At 63.0% G+C, this 15,996-nt stretch carries 12 protein-coding genes; 10 read left to right on the top strand and 2 right to left on the bottom strand.

Going from position 1 to position 15,996, the window contains the following annotated elements; translation table 11 throughout:
- The first annotated feature begins 179 nt into the window (after nt 1–179).
- Nucleotides 180–2,099, top strand: coding sequence for a peptidase M61 (locus JHC57_RS08845; RefSeq protein ID WP_294029633.1), 1,920 nt, complete (start codon nt 180–182; stop codon nt 2,097–2,099).
- Between the two features lie 132 nt (nt 2,100–2,231).
- On the opposite strand, the gene JHC57_RS08840 is transcribed toward JHC57_RS08845, so the two are convergent.
- A complete protein-coding gene (locus JHC57_RS08840; RefSeq protein ID WP_294029630.1) occupies nt 2,232–3,362 on the bottom strand; it encodes a diaminopropionate ammonia-lyase in 1,131 nt (376 codons plus the stop codon).
- 141 nt (nt 3,363–3,503) lie between these two features.
- On the opposite strand from JHC57_RS08840, the gene JHC57_RS08835 reads away from it, so the two are divergent.
- Nucleotides 3,504–3,983 carry an Lrp/AsnC family transcriptional regulator gene (locus JHC57_RS08835; protein WP_294029629.1) on the top strand — a complete coding sequence of 160 codons (480 nt, stop codon included), beginning with the start codon at nt 3,504–3,506 and terminating at the stop codon, nt 3,981–3,983.
- 15 nt (nt 3,984–3,998) lie between these two features.
- On the opposite strand, the gene JHC57_RS08830 is transcribed toward JHC57_RS08835, so the two are convergent.
- A complete protein-coding gene (locus JHC57_RS08830; RefSeq protein WP_294029628.1) occupies nt 3,999–4,565 on the bottom strand; it encodes a DedA family protein in 567 nt (188 codons plus the stop codon).
- Between the two features lie 317 nt (nt 4,566–4,882).
- On the opposite strand from JHC57_RS08830, the gene JHC57_RS08825 reads away from it, so the two are divergent.
- The 8 genes from JHC57_RS08825 to JHC57_RS08790 are packed head-to-tail and all read left to right on the top strand — an operon-like array spanning nt 4,883 to nt 15,901.
- Nucleotides 4,883–5,875 carry a dipeptide epimerase gene (locus JHC57_RS08825; protein ID WP_294029627.1) on the top strand — a complete coding sequence of 331 codons (993 nt, stop codon included), beginning with the start codon at nt 4,883–4,885 and terminating at the stop codon, nt 5,873–5,875.
- Nucleotides 5,872–7,158: a peptide MFS transporter gene (locus JHC57_RS08820; protein WP_294029626.1), complete on the top strand. Its 1,287-nt coding sequence runs from the start codon at nt 5,872–5,874 to the stop codon at nt 7,156–7,158. The genes JHC57_RS08825 and JHC57_RS08820 overlap by 4 nt, the downstream gene beginning before the upstream one ends.
- A gap of 1 nt (nt 7,159) precedes the next feature.
- A complete protein-coding gene (locus JHC57_RS08815; RefSeq protein ID WP_294029625.1) occupies nt 7,160–8,701 on the top strand; it encodes a serine hydrolase in 1,542 nt (513 codons plus the stop codon).
- A 4-nt stretch (nt 8,702–8,705) separates the two neighbouring features.
- On the top strand, nt 8,706–10,655 hold the full coding sequence (locus JHC57_RS08810; protein ID WP_294029624.1) for an alpha/beta fold hydrolase: 1,950 nt from the start codon (nt 8,706–8,708) through the stop codon (nt 10,653–10,655).
- Nucleotides 10,652–12,376, top strand: coding sequence for a CocE/NonD family hydrolase (locus JHC57_RS08805; protein ID WP_294029623.1), 1,725 nt, complete (start codon nt 10,652–10,654; stop codon nt 12,374–12,376). The genes JHC57_RS08810 and JHC57_RS08805 overlap by 4 nt, the downstream gene beginning before the upstream one ends.
- A gap of 44 nt (nt 12,377–12,420) precedes the next feature.
- Complete coding sequence (locus JHC57_RS08800; protein WP_294029622.1) at nt 12,421–13,656, top strand: MFS transporter; 1,236 nt, start codon at nt 12,421–12,423, stop codon at nt 13,654–13,656.
- Nucleotides 13,656–14,642, top strand: a complete 987-nt coding sequence (locus JHC57_RS08795; protein WP_294029621.1) for a membrane dipeptidase — start codon at nt 13,656–13,658, stop codon at nt 14,640–14,642. The genes JHC57_RS08800 and JHC57_RS08795 overlap by 1 nt, the downstream gene beginning before the upstream one ends.
- On the top strand, nt 14,639–15,901 hold the full coding sequence (locus JHC57_RS08790) for an FAD-dependent oxidoreductase (RefSeq protein ID WP_366928539.1): 1,263 nt from the start codon (nt 14,639–14,641) through the stop codon (nt 15,899–15,901). Before JHC57_RS08795 ends, JHC57_RS08790 begins: the two co-directional genes overlap by 4 nt.
- The last annotated feature ends 95 nt before the right edge of the window (nt 15,902–15,996 follow it).

Below are 15,996 nucleotides of genomic sequence, written 5' to 3'. Positions count from 1 at the left end.
AGGGGGTCCCTCTTCGACGCCGATCGGGGGTCCCTTTTGAACGCCGTTTGACAGGCAGGTCTCGAAATGCGGCTTTGGCAGGACGGGATAGGTGCCGCGCAGGCGCTTCTGATCGAGCAAGCGGTCAGAGCGAATATCTTGGTGACGTCGGTCGAACTGACAATGGAGCGAGGGTGAAGATGCTATTCCGGGGATTATCATTTCTACTTCTTGGTGCGAGCCTGTCGGTCCAGAATGGTGAGGCCAAGACCGAACCCACGCAGCAACCGTTTCCGCCGGCGCGCGAGATAGCGCGCGATATTCCCTATCCGGGCCGGATCGAACTGAAGATCGATGCCCGAAATTTCGAGCAGCGCATAATTCGGGCTCGGCAAACCATAACGACGCACGGCGGCGAAACGATTACACTTCTGTACCCGATGTGGATGCCCGGCAATCATGCGCCGCGCGGGCCGCTCCAGAATCTGGCGGGACTGCGCGTGACGGGGGGCGGCAAGAATCTGGCCTGGCGGCGTGATCCGGTCGAGATGGCGGCCTTTCATATCGACGTGCCGTCGGGAGTGCAGAAGATCGTCCTGGAATATGCTTTGCTCGCGCCGCTGAATTCGAAGCAGGGTCGGATCATCTTCACCCGAGATTTCCTCAACCTTCCCTGGAACGGTCTCCTCTTTTATCCGGCCGGCTATTATGTGCGCCGTATCCCGGTCGACGCGAGCATCGATCTGCCCGAAGGCTGGCCCTGGTCGACCGCTCTCGCCGCGAAACCGGGGGGGGCGGCTATCGGTTTCGCGCCGACCACCGTCGCCGACCTCGTCGATTCACCGCTCTATGCAAGCCGGCATCACCGGCGATACCAACTCGATGGAGGCAAGCAACCGGTCTTTCTCGATGTGTTCGGGGACAAGGCGGACGCGGTCCATGCGAGTGACCAGCAAATCGCGGTCCACAAGGAAATCATCCGGCAATGCGATCGTTTGTTCGGTACGCGGCCGTTCGACCGCTATGTCTTTCTCCTGTCGCTGAGCGACAAGATACCTGCCGGCGGAACCGAGCACGAGCAGTCGAGCGAAAACCGGTCGAGTTCCGGCTATTTCTCGCGCTGGGACGCGCTTCCATGGACCCGCATGCTACTGCCGCATGAATATATTCATGCCTGGAACGGAAAATTCCGGCGACCGGCACTCACCTTCACCGCGGACTTCAACACGCCGACCCGCAACGAATTGCTCTGGGTCTATGAGGGGCTTACGACCTACTATGCTTTGGTGGTGGCGACCCGAGCAGGTATGTTGTCCGAGGCCGACGCACATGATTTCCTGGCGCTGACGCAAGCCAGTTACGCGCAGTTGCCTGGCCGGAGCTGGCGATCGCTGGCTGATACGACGAACAGCGCCATCTTCTCGACGCAGCGTCCCCTGCCGTGGCCGGACTACCAGCGTTCCGTGCGCGACTATTATGATGAAGGGCTTCTTCTGTGGCTCGAGGCCGACCTGCTCATCCGCGAACAATCGCAAGGCAGACGCTCGCTCGACGATTTCATGCGCGCCTTCTTCGCCGGCGAGGCGGGGCGGCGGACGACCAGCACGTTCACTTTCGACGATCTCGTCGCCGCGCTGCATGCAGTCTGGCCGTATGACTGGGAAAGCTGGCTTCGCCTTCGTCTCGATCGCACCGGAACGGATTTGCAGGGATCGCTCGATGGATCGGGTTATCGGACGGTGTTTCGCACGCGAGCCAATAAATTTCAGCAGTTGTCAGAGAGCGAGGCGAAGCAGTCCGACCACAGCTATTCGATCGGGATGGTGGTCGATCACTCGGGCATCGTCGGGACGGTGCGATGGAATGGCCCGGCGTTTCTCGGCGGTTTCAGTAGCGGCGCCGAAATTCTTGCAGTGGACGGTGAAACCTACAGCCCCGCGATTCTGGCCAAGGCGATCGAAGGGGCGGCCGCCCGTAAAGGCGAGATTATGCTCACAGTGCGCGATGACAATCGAGTTCGTGTTAAGAAAATACCCGTGTCCGACGGGGCGGATTATCCGGCGCTTGAGACGGTTCCGGGCTCGGTCGATCGCCTCGGCGCGATTTTCAAGCCGCTTTAGAGATGATCGACATTCAGAGACGCGACCCGAAGATGCTTGATCTCCGAGCCTCTGAGCGCAGCGTGCCGATGGCCGATAAGCATTGGAGAGCTCGGAAACTCACCATTGGCAGGCGGTCAGAGCCGGTGCATCTCAGCGCTGGAGTGCCGCCTGTTCATCGGCCGGCGCGGTGGCGGTCGCGGTTGTAGGGCCGGCCTCGGTGCCGAAGACGAGAACCCGCGAATCCGGGCCAAGCCCGAGCCGTTCTGCCGCTTCCGACGAGTGACCGATCAGCGTATGAAGCCCGGTAAGACCGGCAACGCCGGACAGGCCGATATCATGGGACGTCAAGCCGAATTCGCCCATGAGGAGGCGTTGGCGGATGCGGATCGCCTCGTCGTCCCGCACGGTTATGAAGGCGTCGGCGCGGATCGAGAGGATCGGCCAGGCGGCAGGCGAGGCGTTCCCGACGGCGAGCATTTGCATGACCGTCGACACATCGCCTTTCAACTGCGCGGGGCGGCCTTCCCGGGCGCTGGCGAGAACGCAGGCCGCCGTTTCCGGTTCAACGACGACGAATTGAGGGCGGGCGGCTCCGAGCTTCTCGCTCAGTACTCCGATGACCCCCGCTGCAAGGCCGCCGACGCCCGCCTGGAGAAAAACATGCGTCGGAAAGCGGGCCGGTTCAAACTGGTCAAGCAGTTCGAGGGCCATGATGCCGTAGCCGTGCATCACGTGGTGAACGGTTCGGTCGCTGGCATCGTTCGTATCGGAGATCAGCAGCCAACCGTTTTTTTCCGCGGCGGCGGCGGCGATAACGACCGAATCGTCGTAATTTCCGGGTGATCGGATCACGGTGGCACCGAGCGCCTCGATCGCGGCGACCTTATAATCGAGGGCATGTTCCTGCATGAAAATGACCGCCTTGCAGCCGAGGCGCTGCGCCGCATAGGCCACCGAACGTCCGTGATTGCCCTCCGTGGCGGTGCAGAGCACGATATTCTGCTTGTCCGCCATGTCGCTGACCTTCAGCGTCGCTGCATAGGCGCCGCCGAGACTTTTGAAACTGTTCTGACCAAGCCGCTGCGACTCATCTTTCATCCACACCTTCGCCAAGCCGAGTTCGCTCGCCATTCCCGGCAACTCGCGCAGCGGCGTGGGGGCATATCGCGGCCATCGCCCGACCTCGGCAAGCGCGTCGCGCGCATCTTCGAGACTGGTCACTGCCCGTTCGGCATCCGAATATGGGGCGCGCGATGCCAGTTCATTGATGTGGATTTGCATGCGGTTCGTCCCCTTTGCTGCAACAGCTCTGTGGGAACAAAATAGCGACACCGGTGCGCGATATGCGGCGCGATCGCTTGACTCGACGCGAAGTTGCGGCAATTTTTATTGAAATGGTGCATCAAAACGGCGCGAGGAAACATGAGCGAAATCGAACTCGACAAGCTGGATCGTCAGATCCTGAACGCGCTTCAGGAAAATAATCTGACGTCCGCGGACCGCCTCTCCGAAACCATTGGCCTCTCGGCCTCGGCGATCCAGCGCCGCGCCAAGCGGCTGCGCAAGGAAAAGATAATCCTGCAGGATATCTCGGTGGTGGACCCGAAGCGCGTCGGGCAGATGGCGACCTTCATCGTCGAGGCCAGCCTGGAACGGGAGAATGCCCAGGTGGTCAGCAACTTCAAGCGTCGCATGATGGCCGCGCCCGAGGTCCAGCAATGCTATTATGTGACGGGCGACAGCGATTTCATCCTCATCGTCACGGCGCGCGACATCGAGGAATATGAAGAGGTCGTGCAGCGCCTGATGTTCCAGGACGGCGCAGTCCGCAAATTCCGGACTTCGGTCGTGCTCAGCCGCGTCAAGACCGGCCTGGCGGTGGCGATCGACGAGGGCGACTAGGGTGGGGCGAGACCCTTATGCGACGGCGGCGCGGCGCTGCCAGAGCTTGAGGGCGAGCCGCACGACATAAATGGCGATGACGCCGAGAACGACCGCTTTGGTGACCGGGTTCACCCAATGCTCTACTTCAGCATATTGGTCCTTGAGGACGTAGCCGGCGATAATCAGGATCGTGTTCCACATCGCCGAACCCACTATCGTCAGAATGAGAAAGCGGCCAAGCGCCATCGGTGCGAGACCGGCCGGCACCGAAATCAGAGTTCGCACCGCCGGGACAAGGCGCCCGAAGAGGACAGCGATCCAGCCAAAGCGGTCGAACAGTCGCTTGGCGCGACGGAATTCGCCAAGGCTGAGCGTGAGCCAAAGGCCCGCGACCTTGATGAGCCAGATCGTCCGCCGCCGTCCGAAGGCCCGACCGAGATAATACCAGGGAAGGGCTCCTGCCACGCTGCCTGCGGTCGACGCCAACAAAACGAGCGCCGGGTCCATCTCGCCGCGCGCGCAGGCAAAACCCGCGAGCGGAACGATCAGTTCGGAAGGGATCGGCGGAAAGATATTCTCGAGCAACATCAAGAGAAACAAGCCAAAGTAGCCATAATCGCGGATAACGTCCAAGAGCCAGTCGAACATCATGATCCTCAAGCAGAAACAAGGCCGTCGCGGCTTGTCGCGCGGCGCGGGAGCGGCCATTTTCGCTGTCCGTGCAAGGGCTGCCGCGCAAATAGGGCGGAGGCCGCGCTGGAATTCGGCGGGTTGCCGGTAAAAAGCGCCTGAAAACGGCGTGACCCTGATCTAGCCCTATGACGGGAGGCTCCTGAAGTGGTTGTATTTGCTTTTTTCGCTGTTGCATCGGCGTGCCCGCGGACCGGCCGGTCGATTGACCGAGCAGGAGGGCGGCGATGACAAAATATGATTGGCAGTTTAGCGTGGAATCCTGGCCGTTCCGCACGCCCTACCGGTTTGCGGGACATGTTTGGACCAGTCTCGATCTGTTCGTTGCGCGCGTGAACGACGGCACGCACGAAGGAATTGGCGAGGGGGCGGGCGTCTATTATCACGACGAACCCGTCGCCGACATGCCCGCCCGTGCCGAGCTGTTGCGCGATCGGCTCGAAAACGGCCTGACGCGCGACGAATTGCAGCAATGCCTCCCCGCCTCGGGTGTGCGCAACGCGATCGATTGCGCATTGTGGGATCTGGAATCGAAGCGCTCGGGCGTCGCGGCGTGGCGATCCGCTGGATTATCGAGCCTTCGCCCGCTGACATGCGTTCAGACGCTTTCGATCGCCGATCCCGACGATATGGCCGCAGCGGCGCTCGCGGTGCCGTCGGCGCGGGCGCTCAAACTGAAGCTGGCGGGCGACGGCCTGGACGGCGCGCGCGTGCGCGCCGTTCGATCAGTGCGCCCCGCGGCGTGGATCGGCGTCGATGCCAATCAGAGCCTGACGCTGCGGACGCTCGAAGAGCTCCTCCCCGCACTTGGCGAGGCAAAGGTCGATCTGCTCGAGCAACCTCTGGCGGTCGGGCAGGACGCCGGTCTTGAAGGGCGGGATTGGCCTATCCCGCTCGCGGCCGACGAGAGCGTTCAGACGGCAACCGATATCGCGGCACTTGCCGGCCGTTATCAGGTCATCAACATCAAGCTCGACAAGGCGGGCGGCCTGACCGAAGCGTTGCGAATGGCCGATGAGGCGCGCCGCCTGGGAATGAAGATCATGGTCGGCAACATGCTTGGCACATCGCGTGCGATGGCACCCGGCATGATCGTCGGTCAACATTGCGACGTTGTCGATCTCGATGGCCCGCTGCTTATTGGCAGGGATATTGCGGGCGGGTTGGATTATTCGGGGGGAATGGTGCGAGCTGGCGCATGCCGATGGGGTCAGGCGTGAGCGCTTCGACGCCCGCGATTGCGGCACCGGCCGCGGACGGCCGGCCGCTTTTCGGCCATCCGCGCGGCCTATCTGTTCTGGTGGCGACGGAGGTCTGGGAGCAATTTTCCTATTACGGCATGCGGGCGCTCTTGATCTATTACATGATCAGCACGCTCGGCTTCTCCCAGCCGTCGGCATCGATGATATACGCGACCTACGTCGCGGCCGCCTATTTCACGCCGATCATCGGCGGCGTGCTGGCCGATCGATGGCTCGGGCGTCGCCGCGCCGTCGCTCTGGGATCGCTCACCATGGCGGCTGGCCATCTCATTCTCGCATGGGAGCCCGCCTTCTTCGTCGCGCTCGCGCTCATCGCTGTGGGCAATGGTCTCTATGTCCCGAGCATCGCCAGCCAAATCGGCGGGCTCTACAGGTCGGGAGACCCTCGACAGAAAAGCGCCTTCAGCATCTATTATATGGGCGGAAACGTCGGCGGCTTCCTGGCGCCTTTGGCGTGTGGCTATCTCGGCGAAACCTACGGTTGGCACTGGGGATTCGGGCTGGCGGGGATCGGCATGCTTGTCGGCCTGGCAATATATTTGGCGGGCGAGAAAAGCCTGCCGGGAAGTACAGGTGATGCGCCGATGGATACGCCCGAGGTCGGAGAGGGGCAGGGGACGATGCCCTTGCTCCTTGCCGTGCTGGCGGTCGTGATCCTCTTTCGCGGCGCTTATGAGCAACTCGGGAATACCGTTGCGCTTTGGATCGAAGCCGCCGACCGGGATATCGGACAGCTCGTCATTCCCATGACCTGGTTCCAGTCGCTGAACGGCCTGCTGGTCATTCTCCTCACGCCGCTGTTGCTGGCATGGTGGAACCAGCGCTCGGCGGCCGTCTCTTCGGGGCGCCGCATGGCGGCGGGGGCAGGGCTGGTAGCTTTGGCCTATGTGCTCGCAGCGGCGATATCCTTTGCAGCCGAGGCCAATCATACGGCTGTCGCCTGGCCGTGGATCGTCCTTTTCTTTTTCCTGATCACCGCCGGAGAACTCCATATCCTCCCGGTCGGGCTCGGACTTTTCGGCCGCCTGGCGCCCCGTCGCATCGCGGCGTCGGTGATGGCGATCTGGTTCGCCGCGATCAGCGCCGGCAGCTTTTTATCGGGCATCATCGGCGCCTTCTGGTCGAGTCTTTCGCCGGACCATTTCTTTATGCTCGTCGCGTCGGTTTCGGGCGCTGCCGCCCTGCTGTGCTTGGCCCTGTCGGGATGGATCGCGCGCGTGGAAGAGAAACGGGGGAGCTGACATGCCGCAACTTTTGAGGATTCTCTTCCTGCTTTTGATCGCCGGGCTTCCAGCCACCGCGTCCGCGCGCGTACCGGAGCCGCTGGACGCGGTCATCGACCGCGCGGCGACGAGCTTCGGGGTTCCGGGAGCCGTCATAGTCGTCGTCGAGGGCGATCATATCGTTTATGAACGGGCGGTGGGTGTAGTGCGCCTGGGCGAGCCCGACGCGGTTTCGATGCACACGCGCTTTGCGATCGGCTCGATCACCAAATCCTTTGCGGCCGCCGCGATCGCGCAGCTGGTCGATGAAAAGCGGCTCTCGTGGGACGACAAGGCGATCGAGTATCTGCCCGAGCTTCACATGAATGACGACTATGTCACGCGCGAACTCACGATCCGCGACATGTTGTCCCATCGCAGCGGCCTCGCGTCGGGCGCGGGCGATCTGCTGTCATGGCCGCAGACCAATATTCCGATGAACGATAAATTGGCCGCGCTTCGCTACCTTCCGCTGACACGGGGATTTCGGGCGCGCTACGGGTACAGCAACCTGCTTTACGGCGCTGTCGGAGAGGTTATCGCGCGGCGCAGCGGCATGCCCTGGTCCGACTATGTGCGCACGCGCTTTCTCGCGCCCCTCGGCATGCGTGATGCGCTCGGACGCGGCAGCACCGCCTGGCCACATGCCCGGATCACCGAGGAGATGCGGGGGACTGGACCCGTCGTTCCGCTTCCGCGCAGCTACAGGCTCGATGGCGACGGTGCCGCCGGTGCGCTCTATGCCAGCGGTGCCGACATGGCCCGGTGGATGTCGGTTCAACTCGCGGACGGACGGCTTCCCAATGGCGAACAGCTCTTCAGCGCAGATGCGGCGCGGGAAATGCACGCGCTGCAGACGCCGCTGCGTATCCGACCGAGCGAGGGCGAGTTCCGTGCGGCCGATCCGCATTTCAGCGGCTACGGCCTCGGCTGGTTTGTGCGCGACTATCATGGCACCAAGCTCTTGTATCACGGAGGCGGAACTCTTGGCGCCGTCGCGCTCCTCACCCTCGTCCCGCAAAAGAACATCGGTTTCATCATTCTGACGAATTCGGAAGAGTCGGGGTTTCTGCGGGCCGCCGAACTGCTCCTGCTCGATCATTATCTCGACCGGATGTCGCCCGACTGGGTCGGACTGCAGCAGAGTGAGGATGCGGGCATGTGGCATGACGCCCTTGCCGAAATGAAACAGGCTCAGGCGCGATTGCCGCGGGGCGGGCCCAGCTTGCCGCTATCAGCCTATATCGGACGGTATCGCGACAAGGCCTTCGGCATCGTCGAGGTCAGCGGCGACGATCACGAACTGCGGATCCGGTTCGACCGGTCGCCTTTTTTGTCGGGCCGCCTCGAACATGCCGGGGGCGATATTTTCCGTACCCGCTTCACCGAGCCGGGCATGGAGGATGCCTATCTGACCTTCCGGATCGCGGGGGCCAAGGTTGCGGGTGCCAGCGCCGCGCCGGTATCGCCAGCCGCGGATTTCAGCTTCGACTTCAAACATCTCGATCTGACCCGGGAGTAATCATATGCGCTTGTCTCTCCTCGCGGTGTTGCTTCTCGTGCCTTGCATTTCGGTCGCGGCGCGCGAAGCCGCCACCGCACCGGTCCGGCAGGAAGGCGAACTGACCTTCGACGGGATTCCGACCACCGAGCCGTTGGCGGGGGAAGCCGAGATTCATCGCTTCGACGCGATGCGTACGGCCTTTTTTCAGGGCTGGCTCGCCGATGGCTCGATGCTGATCCAGACGCGTTTCGGTCGCGTTGACCAGATCCATCAGGTTGCAGCGCCGGGCATGGCGCGCACCCAGCTCACTTTTGCAGCGGAGCCGGTGGGAAGCGCGCTGCCCCGACCCGGCACCGAAAGCTTTCTGTTCGTGCGCGACAGGGGCGGGGACGAATCATACCAAGGCTATCTCGGACGCGGCGACGCCGACGCTGTCCAGGTCAGCGAGCCCGGCACGCGAAACGAGCATTTCGTCTTCTCGCCTGACGGGCGCTGGCTGGCATGGTCGCGCCTTACGCCGGGTGAGGCCAATGCGCATATCATATTGATGGACGCCGACGCTGTCGCGTCGCGCCAAGTCATCTACGGCGGCACGGGCACGGTGGCACCTATCGATGTCAGTAAGGACGGCCGTACGATATTGATCGAACAGCGCGAATCGATTGCGCGCAACCAATATCTTATTCTCGATAGTCGGTCGGGCTGCGCTGTCCGTATCCTGCCCGAACTTGCCGATGCCGCCTTTCGCAACGGCCGGTTTCTCGGCGACGGATCGCGGATCGCGCTTACGCTCGTCGGAAAGAAGGGAATTCGCTCGCTGGCAATTTTCGATGTCGCCACCGGCAAATACGCCTATCCCTTTGGCGAGGGAGCCTGGGATGTCGAGCTTTTCGACGTCGCGCCGGACGAGAACCGCATCGCGGTTTCCATGAATATCGACGGTTTTTCGCGGGTCGCGATCCTGGACCTCGAACGCCCCGAAGCACCCCGCCCAATTCCGGTTCCCGACGGCATGGTGTTCAAATTGTCCTTCACCGACGACGGATCGCGGCTCGGCATCGGCCTGTCCACCGCCACCGGCGGCGACGTGTGGAGCTGGGACGCGAAGCGCGGCCTCGTGCGGTGGACCCGGTCCGAACTCGGCGGTCTTGCGGAGGATGACTTCGCGGTCCCCGAGTTGATCCGGTTTTCAACATTCGACGAGCGGATGATTCCGGCGCTGGTGTACCGACCGAAAGGTCGAAGGGTCGCTCGCCGACCGGTGATCATTTCGATTCACGGCGGGCCGGAAGCGCAGGAGCGCAGCTGGTTCAACGCGCAATATCAGCTGTGGACCCGGTTGCTGGGCGCGGTTGTCGTCGCGCCGAACGTTCGCGGCTCCACAGGCTATGGGCGCGATTATCTCGCCCTCGACGACGGTCTGAAGCGTCTCGATGCGGTAAAGGATATCGGCGCACTTCTCGACTGGATCGATCGCCAGCCCGATCTCGATCCCGCACGCGTCGTCGTTTACGGCGAATCCTATGGCGGCTTCATGTCGCTGGCATCGCTAGCGCATTATTCCGATCGCCTTGCCGGTGCGATCGATGTCGTCGGCATCTCGAACTTCGTGACCTTCCTGGAAAACACGGAAGGCTACCGGCGCGACAGGCGGCGCGCGGAATATGGCGACGAGCGCGATCCCGAAATTCGTGGCTTCTTCGACCGGATCAGCCCGATTCATCACGCCGACAAGATGCAAAAACCGCTGCTCGTGGTTGCGGGCGCCAACGATATTCGGGTGCCGGTCAGCGAATCGCGGGCGATCGTCGACAAGGTGAGAGCGGGAGGGGGAGAGGCCTGGCTCCTTGTCGCGGGCGACGAGGGGCATGGCTTCCAGAAGCGCGACAACCAGGCGGGGCAGGCACGCGTGCAGCTCCAGTTTCTGTCGCGGCTTTTCGGCGAGACGCCGACCACGGGAGCGGCGGAATGACCATCACGCGCCGCCTCGCTATCGCCACTCTCTCGGCCTTCGCGTTGACAGGGGCGGGCGGCGAACCGGGCTTGATCCGGGAATATAATGTCTCGGTGCCGATGCGTGACGGAACCCTGTTGTCGGCGAATGTCGTTCGTCCCAACACGGCGGACCGCGTGCCGGTAGTTTTGATACGCACGCCTTATGGTCGAAACACCGAGCGCTATGCCGCGATGGGCAAATGGTGGGCCGAACGGGGCTATGCCTTCGTTGTTCAGGATGTGCGCGGTCGCGGCGATTCGGACGGGAACTTCCAGCCCTTCGTTCACGAGGCTGACGACGGTTTCGATACCCAAAGCTGGGCCGGCGGCCGATCCTGGTCGACGGGAAAGGTCGGAACTGCGGGCGGTTCCTATCTGGGATGGACACAGCTCTATCCCGCGTCGCTGAACAATCCGCATCTGGCGGCCATGATCCCCGCCGTGACGGCGCCTGACCCGCATCGCAATTTTCCGCTGCAATTCGGCGTCCCGATGGTCGCGGCGGCGCATTGGGCGGCGCTGGTCGATGGTCGCCAGCGGCAGACCTTCGAAAATGTCGATCTTGCGGCCGCCTATCATCACCTGCCGCTTGCCGATTTTGATCGCGCCATCGGGCGAAACCTTCCGCTGTGGCGCGAATGGCTGGAACACCCGTCCTACGACGGTTACTGGCGTGCCCGCGGATATCAGTCGGCGCTGGTAAATGCGCGGGCGCCGGCAATGCACGTCAGCGGCTGGTACGACGACGTGTTAGTCGGAACACTGGAGAATTTTACCGCTCTTTCCCGCCGGAATTCATCCTCCGGTTTTCAGAAGCTGGTGATCGGCCCCTGGGGGCACAAGGTCAACGCCGGGCGCAAGCTGGGCGAAATCGACTTTGGGCCCGATGCGGTGATCGATTATGAAAATTTGCAGAAGCGATGGTTCGACCGGTGGCTGAAGGGGATCGACAACGGTATCGAGCGCGAGCCGCCGGTCCGGCTGTTCGTAATGGGTTCCAACGTCTGGCGTGACGAGTGGGAATGGCCGATCGCGCGGACGGTCTACACGAAATATTTTCTGCGCAGCGGTGGCAGGGCAAATGGCAGCGCCGGCGACGGCCTTCTCAGTCTCAAACCGCCGGCCGGCGATCCGCCGGATCGCTTCCGATACGATCCGGCGAATCCCGTTCCGCTGATCACCGCGCCCGATGCGACGCAGGTCGGCGGACCCGACGATTATGCGGAGGTTCAGAAGCGCGGCGATCTGCTGGTTTATACGACCCCGGTGCTGACCGCACCCGTCGAGGTCTGCGGGCCCGTCAAGGTCCGCCTGTTCGCCTCGACCAGTGCCCGCGACACGGATTGGACCGCGCAGCTTCAGCTCGTTCGAACCGACGGTTATGTGCAGCGCCTGAACGACGGCATCGTCCGGGCGCGATATCATCACTCGCTCGAACGGCCCGAGTTCGTGAAGCCCGGGGCAGTCGTGCCTTATGACATCGACCTCTGGGCAACGTGCATTGCCGTGAAGCGGGGCGAGAGGTTACGGGTCCAGATCGCGTCGAGCGCCTATCCGAAATTCGACCGCAATCTGAACACGGGAGGGGCAATCGCCCGCGAGGCGCGCGGCATCGTCGCGGATCAAACCGTTTTCCACGATGCGCGGCGTGCCTCCTATATTCTCCTCCCGATCGTTCCAGCACGGGCAGCGCGGTGACGGAGAGCTCGCCCTCCGGACGCTGGACGGTACGTGCTTTGTGGATGACGGGCGTATTCACGTTCGCGGGCTTCATTTCCTACATGGACCGCCTGATCCTCGGCAGTCTGATCGACCCGATCAAACACGACCTGGCCTTGTCGGATTCGCAGTTGGCTCTGCTTCAGGGTGCCGCCTTCGCTCTCGTTTATATCGTTGCCGGATTGCTCTTTGGTCGTATCGCCGATCGCCTCCGCCGCCGCATCCCGTTGCTTGTCGCCGGGTCGCTAATCTGGTGCCTCGGTACCATCAGTTGCGGCCTGGCGGGGAATTTCAACGAGATGTTCGCAGCCCGGATGGTGGTTGGCGTCGGCGAGGCGACCCTCGCGCCCGCCGCCGTGTCGCTGCTGGCCGCGTCGGTGCCGCCACAGCGCCTCGCGACCGCTATCGGTGCCTTCGTCATGGGAACGATCGTTGGCGGTCCCGGCGCGGTGGCGATCAGCGGCGCGCTTCTGGCGATCTTTGAAGGACACGCCGCCGGCCTGCCCTTCGTGCCTTGGCGTATGGTACTGCTCGCTTGCGGCGGCTTTGGCCTGATCCTTCCCTTCCTGTTTCTCACCTTGCGCGAGCCCCTGCGGGCAGAGACGGAAGTGGGCGTGCCTCTGTCACAGGTGCTGGCGACCTTTCGCCGGCATATCGGCGTCGTCCTCCCCATCTATCTCGGTCTCGCCTTGCTTTCGATCGGCGACTTCGGCTTGTTGACCTGGTCGCCGAGCCTGCTCACCCGCAACTTCAGGTTCGAGGCTGCCGATATCGCGCTGATCTTCGGTCTCGGCGTCACGCTCGCCGGGATCATCGGATCGCTCGGCGGCGGACTGTTCCTCGACTGGCTCGGCCGGAAGAACGGTATGCAGCGCCATATCGCGATCATCGCGATCCTGGCAGGCCTTGCCGCCGTCGCTGCGGCCGCCATGGCCACGCCTTCGCAACTGCTGGTCGTCGCCGGTATTCTTGGCTGGACGATGGCGTCGGCCGTCGCCGCCATCGGTGGAATTGCCGTCCTGCAACGGGTGCTGCCGGCGCATTGCCGCGGCACGGCCATGTCGTTGGTGTCGTTTTTCGCGATCCTCATCGGCCTCGGCCTCGGGCCAACGCTCATCGCGGAGGTCACCGAAACGATTTTCGCGGATTCCGCAGCCGTCGGCTGGTCGATCGCAATCGTGACCGTTCCGGCTGCGCTCGTCGGGGCGATCCTGTTCATGGTGTCGAGGTACCAAATGCCCGAGGAGAGAGAACCCTGATGATGTCTTCGCAGGAACTGCTTCAGTCCGCGCTCGTGTGGGACAATCATGCCTGTCCGCCGCTACGCCCGAACGACGTCGAGTTCCTGCCGACGCTCGATCGCTACCGCGCCGTCGGGGTCGACGTGGTGAGTCTCAATGTAGGGTTCGGAGAGCAGGGGGTTGAAGATCATATACGGATGCTGGGGATGTTGCGCGGCTGGATCTCGGCGCATCCGTCGCGATACCGGCTGGTCGGATCGGCGTGCGATATCCGGGAGGCGCAGGCGGCTGGTCAACTCGCGATCTGCTTCGATGTTGAAGGCATGTGCGCGCTCGGCGGACAGGTCGATCTCGTCCAGCTCTATTATGATCTTGGCGTCCGCTGGATGCTGATCGCTTATAATCATCGCAACGAAGCGGGGAGCGGATGTCAGGATGGCGCCGACGAGGGGCTGACCGATTTCGGGCGCCGGGCAATCGATGAGATGAACAGGGTGGGCATGCTGCCCTGTTGTTCGCACACCGGCTATCGGACCGCTGCCGAGGTGATCGACTATTCGCCCGAACCGGTCATCTTCTCCCATTCCAACGCGCGCGCGCTTTGGGATCACCCGCGCAATATCCCCGACGATCTCATGCGGCGCTGCGCCGACAAGGGCGGCGTCATCGGCATCAACGGGGTCGGGCTCTTCCTTGGCACCGACCGGGAAACCGCGCCCCTGATCGCGCGCCATATCGACCACGCCATCGCGGTGGCGGGCGAGGACCATGTCGCACTCGGAATCGACTATGTCTTCGATCTCAGTGAACTCGACGACTATGTTGCCGAGATGGCCGGAACTTTTCCGGCAAGCTATGGATATTCGGCCGGCATGCGCCTGACGGCCCCCGAGGAACTGCCGCTCGTCGTCGATAGCCTCGTCGCGCTGGGACACCCCGCGCGCCGTATCGAGAAGATACTCGGAGGCAATCTCCTGAAACTGGCAAGCGATCGCTGGACGTGAGGACGTCACAACAGGGCGCGGATGCGATCGTGATCGGCGCCGGAATCGTGGGGACCGCGATCGCGCTTGCGCTCGCGCGGACCGGCATGCAGGTCTTGCTTGTGGATCGCGGCCCTCCCGGCCTGGCTTGCTCGCGCGGCAATGCCGGTATCATCGCCACCTCCGAAATCGAGCCGCTCGTCAGCTTCCGCACGATGCTGCGCGTTCCCGCGCTTCTGCTCGATCCACTGGGACCGCTCCGCATTTCGCCACGTGCTTTGCCGCGGCTTCTGCCATGGTTCGGGCGGGCGGCGCTCTCTGCAAGGCGTGCGCGCCGTGAAAGCGCAACAATGGTTCTTGCGGCACTGTGCGAACAATCGCTCGACGCGCATATGCGCCTGCTGCCCGAAGCAGCGCACCACGGGCTGATCCGCCGTTCCGGGATGATCGACGCGATCAGAGATGAAAAGGGACATTCATTGCTGCACGCCCGCAAGTTATTGTGCGAGCAGTATGGAATCGCGGTTGAAACGCTGGATTCCTCGGAACTTTGCGATCTGGAGCCCGCGTTGAAAGCCGGGCTTGCTGGTGGCCTTTTTCACCCCGGGGTTGCCCATGTTTCCGATCCGCTGGACATGGTCGTCGCCTATGCCAATGCATTCGGCAAATATGGCGGCACGTTCCAGCAAGCCCGTGTGGACGGCCTCGATGTGACCGATGGCGGCGTTCGGGTCCTGATCGATGGTACCGAAATCGAGACGCGGCATGTCGTGGTCGCGGCGGGAACCGGCTCACCGTCGCTGCTGCGTCCGTTCGCGAAAGCGATCCCGCTCGCTGCGGAGCGCGGCTATCATATGCAGCTTACCGAAAAGGGTCCTGCGCTGGGGCGGCCGGTCATGTTCATGAGCGACAGTTTCGTCGCCACCCCGCTTGCGCATGGCGTTCGCCTCGCGGGCACGGCCGAATTCGCGGCCGAGAATGACGAGCCCGATTGGCGCCGGGCAGATAAGCTGCTCCAAGGGGCGAAAGCCTATCTGCCCGATCTCGACCCGGCCGGCGCCACCCGCTGGATGGGATCGCGTTCGACGTTTCCGGATTCGCTTCCCGCGATCGGCGCGATCGCAGGCACGTCCATCCACTATGCGTTCGGTCATCAGCATCTCGGGCTGACCTTGTCCGCCATCACGGCGGAGATGATTGCGAACATGATATGCAAGCGGCAAGCCTCGGCTATGCTCCCGCATCTCTCGCTCGATCGCTTCGCGCGAATTCGGCGGTGATCGTTGGCCGGGCGCGCAAATCATGCGCCACCATGCGCGCTTCCTCCTGAATCCGGTCGCGGTCACGGCTAGTGTGCCCATAGTCGTTCCCCAAC

The organism is Sphingopyxis sp., from assembly GCF_016463645.1.
GTDB lineage: Bacteria > Pseudomonadota > Alphaproteobacteria > Sphingomonadales > Sphingomonadaceae > Sphingopyxis.
This window is presented reverse-complemented; position numbering and strand designations above follow the sequence as displayed.

Excerpts from the sequence above, each read along its gene's own strand:
- JHC57_RS08805 (WP_294029623.1), top strand. The coding sequence starts at position 10,652 with ATGACCATCACGCGCCGCCTCGCTATCGCCACTCTCTCGGCCTTCGCG.
- JHC57_RS08845 (WP_294029633.1), top strand. The coding sequence starts at position 180 with ATGCTATTCCGGGGATTATCATTTCTACTTCTTGGTGCGAGCCTGTCG.
- JHC57_RS08800 (WP_294029622.1), top strand. The coding sequence starts at position 12,421 with ATGACGGGCGTATTCACGTTCGCGGGCTTCATTTCCTACATGGACCGC.
- JHC57_RS08815 (WP_294029625.1), top strand. The coding sequence starts at position 7,160 with ATGCCGCAACTTTTGAGGATTCTCTTCCTGCTTTTGATCGCCGGGCTT.
- JHC57_RS08825 (WP_294029627.1), top strand. The coding sequence starts at position 4,883 with ATGACAAAATATGATTGGCAGTTTAGCGTGGAATCCTGGCCGTTCCGC.
- JHC57_RS08840 (WP_294029630.1), bottom strand. The coding sequence starts at position 3,362 with ATGCAAATCCACATCAATGAACTGGCATCGCGCGCCCCATATTCGGAT.
- JHC57_RS08810 (WP_294029624.1), top strand. The coding sequence starts at position 8,706 with ATGCGCTTGTCTCTCCTCGCGGTGTTGCTTCTCGTGCCTTGCATTTCG.
- JHC57_RS08835 (WP_294029629.1), top strand. The coding sequence starts at position 3,504 with ATGAGCGAAATCGAACTCGACAAGCTGGATCGTCAGATCCTGAACGCG.
- JHC57_RS08795 (WP_294029621.1), top strand. The coding sequence starts at position 13,656 with ATGATGTCTTCGCAGGAACTGCTTCAGTCCGCGCTCGTGTGGGACAAT.